The following is an 8,019-nucleotide window of genomic DNA, read 5'->3' as shown; positions in this document are numbered from 1 at the left end:
GTTCCTGGCCCTCCCCCCTCTCCCCCGAGCGCGTCGCGCAGTCGTCGCCCCGCATCGACGGGGCGCGGATCGTCAGGGACGAGATCTGGTGGGGCGAATCCGTGCCGAGCGAAGGCGGCCGCGTCGCCGTCCGCCGTCGACGCGCCGACGGCGCGGTCGAGACCGTGCTGCCGGCACCCGCGAATGCGCGCTCCTCGGTGCACGAGTACGGCGGCGGTGCCTGGACGGCCTCCGACGACGGCGAGCTCTACTACGTCGAGAAGACCGATCAACGCGTCTACGCGCTCACTCCCGGCGGCGAGCCACGACCCCTGACCCCGGCCTCCGACGGCGTACGGCACGGCGGCCTGTCCTGGCAGCACGGCTCGCTGCTGGCGGTACGCGAGATCCACGGCGAGGGACGGGTCCCGGCCCGCGCCATCGTGCGGATCCCGCTCGACGGCTCCGATGCCGAGGTCCTCGCCGAGGGCAGCGATTTCCTGGTCCACCCCGCGCTTTCGCCGGACGGGCGACGACTGGCCTGGACGGCGTGGAATCACCCCGACATGCCGTGGGATGCCACGACCGTGCGTGTCCGCGACCTCGCGACGGGTACCGTGCGCGAGCTCGCGGGCGGTGCGCGTCGCGCTCCGCTCCAGCCGGTGTGGATCGCCGACGACGAGCTGCTGTACACCGACGACCCCGACGGGCGCTGGAATCTGTTCCGGCTGCGCATCGGCGAGGACCCGCAGGCCGTGGCCCCGGCCGACGCCGACACCGGGGGTGGAGTGTGGGTGCTGGGCACGCGGTGGTTCGGGGCGACTCCAGACGGCCGCATCGTGGCGGTCCGCACCGACGGCGCCGACGAGGTCGTCGAGATCGCCCCGAGCGGCGTGCGCCCCCTCGACGTGCCCGTGTGCGCGGGTGCCTCGATCGACGACGTCCGCGGATCGCGCGCCCTCGTCTCCGGCTCCGACGCGACGGGCCTCGCCGGCCTGTGGGTGATCGACCTCGACTCGGGAGACGCCGAGCTCGTCACCGGTGGCGACCACCCGGGGGTCGAATGGATGCCGGTCGCCCGTGCTCTGACGGCGGAGGGGCCGCACGGTCCGGTGCACGCGTTCGCGTATGCCCCGACCAGCCCCGACCACGTCGGCCCCGCCGACGAGCGTCCTCCCTACGTCGTCCTCGTGCACGGCGGTCCCACCTCGCACGTGGGCCCCTCGCCGTCGGTGAAGACCGCGTTCTTCACCAGCCGCGGGATCGGGGTGCTCGACGTCAACTACGGCGGGTCCACCGGCTACGGCCGCGCGTATCGCGAGCGGTTGCACGGCCAGTGGGGCGTCGTCGATGTCGACGACGTCGCCGCCGCGGCATCCGCCCTCGCCGACGCGGGTCTCGCCGACCCCGAGCGCCTCGCGATCGCGGGCGGTTCGGCGGGCGGGTGGACGGTGCTGGCCGCCGTCACGAACACCGAGGTGTTCTCGGCCGGTATCTCGCGCTACGGCGTCGGGGATGCCCGCGCGCTGGCCGAGGACACTCACGACTTCGAGGCGCGCTACCTCGACGGCCTCATCGGAGCGCTCCCCGAGGCCGAGGCGGTCTACATCGAGCGATCACCGCTGTCGCATCCCGAGCGGTTCCGAGTTCCGCTGCTGATCCTGCAGGGCACCGAAGACCGCGTCGTTCCCCCCTCGCAAGCCGAAGCCATCCGCGACGCGCTCGTCGAACACGGCGTCGCGCACGCCTACGTGCTGTACGAGGGCGAGGGCCACGGCTTCCGTCGGGCCGAGACCGTCGTCGACTCCCTGCAACGCGAGTTGGGCTTCCTCGGCGCGGTGTTCAGTTTCGAGACGCCCGGGATCCCGACGCTCGCGCTCGACTGACACGCACGTCGGGGCGTCGCCCCCGCGCAGAAGACCCCCGCCGAGACATCGGCGGGGGTCTTCTGCGCGGGGGTCAGCCGGAGAACGGCGCGAGTTCGGCCGCGAGTCGCGCACCGACGTGCGCGTGCAGGAACGTGCCCTGCTCACGGTGCTCCTGCGCGAGGATGAGGCCGGTCTCGTGCACCGCCGAGACCAGATCGCCGCGGTCGTAGGGCACGACCGCCTGCACCTCGACCGCCGGCAGCGGCAGGGCTTCCTCGATCGCGGCGCGCAGCTCGTCGATGCCCTCGCCCGTGCGCGACGACACGAACAGCGCCGCGGGAGCCAGGCCCCGGAGCACCAGACGATCATCGGGCCCGAGGAGGTCGGCCTTGTTGAACACCACGATCTCGTGGCCGAAATCGGCGTGCACGTCGCCCATCACGTCGCGCACCGTCGACAGCTGCGCTGCCGGATCGGGATGCGACGCGTCGACGACGTGCAGGATGACGTCGGCGTCGCCCACCTCTTCCAGCGTGGAGCGGAAGGCCTCGACGAGCTGATGCGGCAGGTTCCGCACGAAGCCCACCGTGTCGGTGAAGGTGTAGACGCGCCCGTCCGTCGTCTCGGAGCGGCGGACGGTGGCATCCAGGGTCGCGAACAGGGCGTTCTCGACCAGCACACCGGCGCTGGTGAGGCGGTTGAGCAAACTCGACTTCCCGGCGTTGGTGTACCCCGCGATCGCGACCGAGGGGATCGTGTTCCGTTTGCGCTCCGCGCGCTTCGCCTCACGGGCCGGGGCGAAGTCACGTAGTTGCTTGCGCAGCAGCGCCATCTTCGTGCGGATCCGGCGACGGTCGAGCTCGATCTTGGTCTCACCCGGACCGCGCGAGCCCATTCCCGCGCCGCCCGCGCCGACCTGTCCACCGGCCTGGCGCGACATCGAGTCACCCCATCCGCGCAGACGCGGGAGGAGGTACTCGAGCTGTGCGAGCTCGACCTGCGCCTTGCCTTCGCGGCTCTTCGCGTGCTGGCTGAAGATGTCGAGGATCACGGTCGTCCGATCGATGACCTTGACCTTCACGACATCCTCCAGCGCGCGCCGCTGGCTGGGGGCCAGCTCGGTGTCGGCGATCACAGTGTCGGCGCCGACCGCCGCGACGATGTCGCGCAGCTCCGCCGCCTTGCCGCGTCCGACGTACGTCGCCGGGTCGGGGTGCGGACGCCGCTGCAGCACGCCGTCGAGCACGACGGCCCCGGCGGTCTCGGCCAGCGCAGACAGCTCGCGCAGCGAGTTCTCGGCATCCGCCTGCTCGCCCTGCGGGTGCACGCCGACGAGCACGACGTTCTCGAGTCGCAACTGGCGGTACTCGACCTCGGTGACGTCCTCGAGCTCGGTGGAGAGCCCCGGAACACGGCGCAGCGCTGCGCGTTCCTCGCGATCCCACTGATCGCCGTCGGTCGACCCGCCGTACGCGGTGGCGGCGTCCTGGAGGGCCTGCGCCGCACCGAAGACCCGGACCCCTCGGTGCGCTTCGGCGCGCGAGAGCACCCGGTCGACCGGATCCACCGGTGACTCGTCGGTGCTCGGGGGTGTGGTCTGTTCGGTCATGTGTTCCTTTCGTCCGCGGTCGATGCCGCGGCATCCTCGCACTTTAGTCGCCCCCACGTCCGGGGCTCCGTTCCGCTACGCTTCCGGCATGGGCAGCGAGCACTATTTCAGCGCGTCGCCATCGAGTCCCGAGCAGTTCCGCCGCCTCCGAGTGAGCCTCGCCGGGCGTGAGCTCGAGGTGGTCACCGCGGGTGGAGTCTTCAGCCCCGACCGCCTGGATGCCGGAACATCGGTGCTGCTGGCGAACACCCCCGCCCCGCCGTCCGGCGGGAACTTCCTCGACCTGGGGAGCGGGTGGGGTCCGATCACGCTGAGCCTCGCCCTGGACGCTCCGCACGCGACCGTCTGGGCCGTCGACGTCAACGAACGCGCACTCGACCTCGTGAGGCAGAACGCGCAACTGCTCGGCCTCGACAACATCAACGCCGTGCGGCCCGAAGATGTTCCCACGGACATCTCCTTCCGCACCATCCGCTCCAACCCGCCCATCCGCGTCGGCAAGAACGAGCTGCACGGGATGCTCGAGCAGTGGATCCCCCGGCTCGAGGAACGCTCCGACGGCTGGTTCGTCGTGCAGCGCAACCTCGGCTCCGACTCCCTGCAGCGCTGGCTCTCGGCGACCTTCCCGACAGGGTTCTCGGTGCACCGCGCGGCAACCGCCCGCGGCTACCGCGTGCTGCGCGTGCGCCGTCACGGCTCCCCGCCGAGCGAGCCCATCGCCGTCATCTCCTGACGCCGCCGTTCGTCCGCGAACGGGCCAGCGGCGGGCGTCCGCGGCGCGCGTCAGTGGCGCGCGGAGGACGCGCGCGACGACGTCGTTCAGGCGAGGGCGACCTCGCCGGTGAAGACGAGGGATGCCGGGCCCGAGAGGTACACGCGGCCGTCGGCGATGCGCACCCCCAGGGTGCCACCGCGAGTATCGACGACCCAGGAGTCCGGCGCGGCCGAGCCCGCCCAGTGCCGGACGGCGAGAGCGGCGGCGGCGACACCCGTTCCACAGCTGAGCGTCTCGCCGACACCGCGTTCGAACACCCGCATGCTGATCGCGCCGACACCCTCGTGGACGAGCGGATCGGCGGGCACCACGAACTCGACGTTCGCGCCGCGGACCGGTGCGGGGTCGAGAACCGGCTGGTAAGCGAGCTCGAGGCCGTCCAGCTCGGTGTCCGACGACAGGGCGACGACGACGTGAGGATTGCCGACGTCGACGCCCACACCCGGGCGGGCCACCGGGAGCCCCTTGGCCCGCACGAGCACGTCGCCCGGCTCGATGCGGAACTCCCCCAGGTCGACCTCGAAGCCGCGGTCGCTGCGCGTGAGCGTCTTCACCCCGGCACGCGTGCCGATGCGCAGCCCCCCGGTGATGTCGGCGAGACCCGTGTCCGTGAGGTAGCGGGCGAACACGCGCGTGCCGTTGCCGCACATCTCCGCCTTCGAGCCGTCGGCGTTCCGGTAGTCCATGAACCACTCGGCGCCGGAGGCGGCGGCATCCGCCCCCTCGGCGATGGCCGTCGAGCGCACGACGCGCAGCAGCCCGTCGGCGCCGATGCCGAAGTGGCGATCGCAGAGGATCGCGACCTGGTCATCCGAAAGGTCGAGCTCGCCGTCCGGGTCGGACACGACCACGAAGTCGTTGCCGGTGCCGTGGCCCTTGGTGAACGCGAGAGTCGCCATGCGCCCAGTCTAGGCAACGGCGTCCGAGGACCGTCCGTCGCCGTTCGGCCTCGATGATCGTCGCGCGACCGAGCCTCTGTTCGCGGTCGCACACCCGGATCCGTGCGGTCAGCCCTCGATCTCGGCGGCGAGGGCATCGGCGTCGGCGGTCCGGGCATCGACCCACCGCGCGTCGGCATAGCGCCGGAACCACGACACCTGTCGACGAGCGTAGCGACGCGTGAGCGCCTGCGTCTGGGCGATCGCCTCGTCGCGGGTGACCTCGCCGCGCAGCTCGGCGAGAGCCTGCGCGTACCCGATCGCCCGGGCGGCGGTGGCCCCGCGCTCGAGACCGTCGCGCCGGAGCGCGGCGACCTCGTCGAGCAACCCATCAGCCCACATGCGCTCCACTCGCGCGTCCAGCAGACCGACGAGGTGGTCGCGCTCGACGGCGGTGCCGAGGATCGATGTCGACGGATGACAGAGGACCGGCGCCTCGGGAAGGGCACCGCCGTGCGTGTCCGCGCCCTGCGCGAGCACTTCGAGGGCGCGCACGACGCGGCGCCCGTTGCGCGGGTCGATGCGCTCCGCTGCGGTGGGATCCGCCGCACGGAGCCGCTCGAACAGAGCACCGGGACCAAGTCGGTCGAGCAACGCCTCGAGTTCCGCCCGCACGGACGCGTCGCGGGGTGGGAAGCGGAAATCCCAGAGCACGCCCGAGACATAGAGTCCGGACCCTCCGACGAGGATCGCGTCGGCGCCGCGCCCGTGAATCGCCGAGATCGCCTCGCGCGCCGCCACCTGGTACCACGCGACCGCGGCCTCGTCCGTCACGTCGAGCGCGTCGAAGAGGTGGTGCGGGATGCCACGCCGCTCGGCGACCGGGAGCTTCGCGGTGCCGATGTCCATCCCGCGGTACAGCTGCATGGCATCCGCGTTGACGATCTCGGCGGGGCGGCCCCGACGCCCGAGCGCCTCGGCGAGGTCGAGCGAGAGCCCGGTCTTCCCCGTCCCGGTCGCCCCGACGATCGCCCAGAGTCGCGGTGCAGCGACCTCGTCCGCGGTCACCCGCCGATGCGCAGCGTCGGCAGCCCCAGCGAGACGGCGCGAGCGGTGCCCTCGTCGGCGGTCGGGGCGGGCACGCCGCACGACTCCGCCTGCGAACGGTCCCAGGCGTCGCCGGCGCGTGTCCGGCGGATCCGCAGCGGCTCGCCCGCGGGAGCGTCCGCGAGCAGGTGGAAGGGCGCGGCGTGGGTGACCACGACCGAGACGACGTCACCGGGGCGCGGCAGCACGGACCCATCGGGCACCTCGAAGTGCACGAGACGATTGTCTTCGGCACGACCGGTGAGGCGGCGGGTCGCGGCATCCTTCTTGCCCTCGCCCGCGGAGACCAGCACCTCGAGCGCACGCCCGAGCTGCTTCTGGTTCTCTTCGAGCGAGATGCGCTCCTGCAGAGCCACGAGTCGTTCGTAGCGCTCCTGCACCACAGCCTTGGGCACCTGGTCCTCCATCGTGGCGGCCGGCGTGCCCTCACGGATCGAGTACTGGAAGGTGAACGCGCTGGCGAAGCGCGAGGCCTCGACGACACGCATCGTCTCGTCGAAGTCGGCATCCGTCTCGCCCGGGAAGCCGACGATGATGTCGGTCGTGATCGCCGCGTGCGGGATGCGCTCGCGGACGCGGTCCAGGATGCCGAGGAAACGCTCGCTGCGGTACGACCGGCGCATGGCCTTGAGGATGCGGTCCGAACCGGACTGCAGAGGCATGTGCAGCTGCGGCATGACCGCCGGCGTCTCGGCCATCGCGGCGATGACGTCGTCGGTGAACGCCGCAGGGTGAGGGCTCGTGAAGCGGATCCGCTCGAGGCCCTCGATCTCGCCCGCCGCGCGCAGCAGCTTGCCGAACGCAAGGCGGTCACCGAACTCGACCCCGTAGGAGTTGACGTTCTGGCCCAGCAGAGTGACCTCGATCGCTCCGTCGTCGACGAGCAGCCGGATCTCGTTCAGGATGTCGCCGGGACGACGGTCCTTCTCTTTGCCGCGCAGGCTCGGCACGATGCAGAAGGTGCACGTGTTGTTGCAGCCGACCGAGATGGACACCCAGCCGCTGTGCACCGAGTCGCGCTTGGTGGGCAGGGTGGACGGGAAGATCTCGAGGGACTCGAGGATCTCGAGCTCGGCCTCGCCGTTGTGGCGCGCCCGCTCCAGCATTCCGGGCAGCGACCCCATGTTGTGCGTTCCGAAGACGACATCGACCCACGGCGCCTTCTGCTGGACGGCGTCCTTGTCCATCTGGGCGAGGCACCCGCCGACGGCGATCTGCATGCCGCCGTGGGCGTCCTTGCGCGACTTCAAGTGCCCGAGCGTGCCGTACAGCTTGCCCGCGGCGTTGTCACGCACGGCACACGTGTTGATCACGACGACGTCGGCGTCGGCGCCGGCGTCGGCGCGCACGTAACCGGCGCTTTCGAGCGAGCCCGACAGGCGCTCGGAGTCGTGGACGTTCATCTGACAGCCGAACGTGCGCACCTCGTAGGTGCGGGCACGACCGTCGGCTGCGACAGCAGCGGCGGACGGCGCGATCAGCGTCGGCGTGGATACGGGGGTCGTCATGATGCGTGCCATTCTAAGCGCCGCTCGCGCCGGTGCCGGGGTCCGTGCAGCCGAGCCCGTGCCGGCGTACGCCCCGAGCCCGCGCCGGAGTCCACCCCACGCCCGAACGGCGGAGGGCCGTGCGGACGCGGACGGTACGACCGTGTCATCGCAGGCATGCGCTTCGCCGGCGCGGAGACGGCTCAGTCGTCGGGGGTGAAGCGCACACCGGAGGGGGCGGGACGGGTGAAGGGCGCACGATGCACACCGGCTTCCGCCAGAGCCTGACGCGCCGCGTCGAGCGATACCGAAGAGG

6 protein-coding genes are annotated in these 8,019 nt (G+C 71.7%); 2 read left to right on the top strand and 4 right to left on the bottom strand.

Going from position 1 to position 8,019, the window contains the following annotated elements:
• Positions 1–1,865, top strand: a 1,865-nt coding sequence (locus tag LQV45_RS13350; protein ID WP_230007452.1) for a prolyl oligopeptidase family serine peptidase, incomplete at its 5' end; no start/stop codon positions are given.
• 73 nt (positions 1,866–1,938) lie between these two features.
• On the opposite strand, the gene hflX is transcribed toward LQV45_RS13350, so the two are convergent.
• Positions 1,939–3,456 (bottom strand): GTPase HflX, encoded by a 1,518-nt coding sequence (hflX, locus tag LQV45_RS13345; RefSeq protein WP_138174376.1) that lies wholly within the window; start codon positions 3,454–3,456, stop codon positions 1,939–1,941.
• Positions 3,457–3,544: 88 nt separating this feature from the next.
• Between hflX and LQV45_RS13340 the strand changes: the two genes are divergently transcribed.
• Entirely contained in the window at positions 3,545–4,189 is a 645-nt protein-coding gene (locus LQV45_RS13340; protein ID WP_230007451.1) for a class I SAM-dependent methyltransferase, read from the top strand.
• Between the two features lie 86 nt (positions 4,190–4,275).
• Here the strand turns inward: LQV45_RS13340 and dapF are convergent, their stop codons facing one another.
• From dapF to miaB, 3 genes are all read right to left on the bottom strand, one after another.
• The gene (dapF, locus tag LQV45_RS13335) at positions 4,276–5,130 is read right to left on the bottom strand and encodes a diaminopimelate epimerase (RefSeq protein ID WP_230007450.1); all 855 of its coding nucleotides are present in this window, start codon (positions 5,128–5,130) and stop codon (positions 4,276–4,278) included.
• A 108-nt stretch (positions 5,131–5,238) separates the two neighbouring features.
• Complete coding sequence (gene miaA, locus LQV45_RS13330) at positions 5,239–6,177, bottom strand: tRNA (adenosine(37)-N6)-dimethylallyltransferase MiaA (RefSeq protein ID WP_230007449.1); 939 nt, start codon at positions 6,175–6,177, stop codon at positions 5,239–5,241.
• Positions 6,174–7,724: a tRNA (N6-isopentenyl adenosine(37)-C2)-methylthiotransferase MiaB gene (gene miaB / locus LQV45_RS13325; protein ID WP_230007448.1), complete on the bottom strand. Its 1,551-nt coding sequence runs from the start codon at positions 7,722–7,724 to the stop codon at positions 6,174–6,176. Before miaB ends, miaA begins: the two co-directional genes overlap by 4 nt.
• Positions 7,725–8,019: the final 295 nt, after the last annotated feature.

The organism is Microbacterium sp. Bi128 (assembly GCF_918698205.1).
Note: the sequence above shows the minus strand (reverse complement) of the source record. Positions and strands in the feature narration are given on the sequence as shown.

What these genes read in the sequence shown, in the direction of transcription:
- miaB (WP_230007448.1), bottom strand. Translation starts at nt 7,724, where the DNA reads ATGACGACCCCCGTATCCACGCCGACGCTGATCGCGCCGTCCGCCGCT.
- hflX (WP_138174376.1), bottom strand. Translation starts at nt 3,456, where the DNA reads ATGACCGAACAGACCACACCCCCGAGCACCGACGAGTCACCGGTGGAT.
- dapF (WP_230007450.1), bottom strand. Translation starts at nt 5,130, where the DNA reads ATGGCGACTCTCGCGTTCACCAAGGGCCACGGCACCGGCAACGACTTC.
- LQV45_RS13340 (WP_230007451.1), top strand. Translation starts at nt 3,545, where the DNA reads ATGGGCAGCGAGCACTATTTCAGCGCGTCGCCATCGAGTCCCGAGCAG.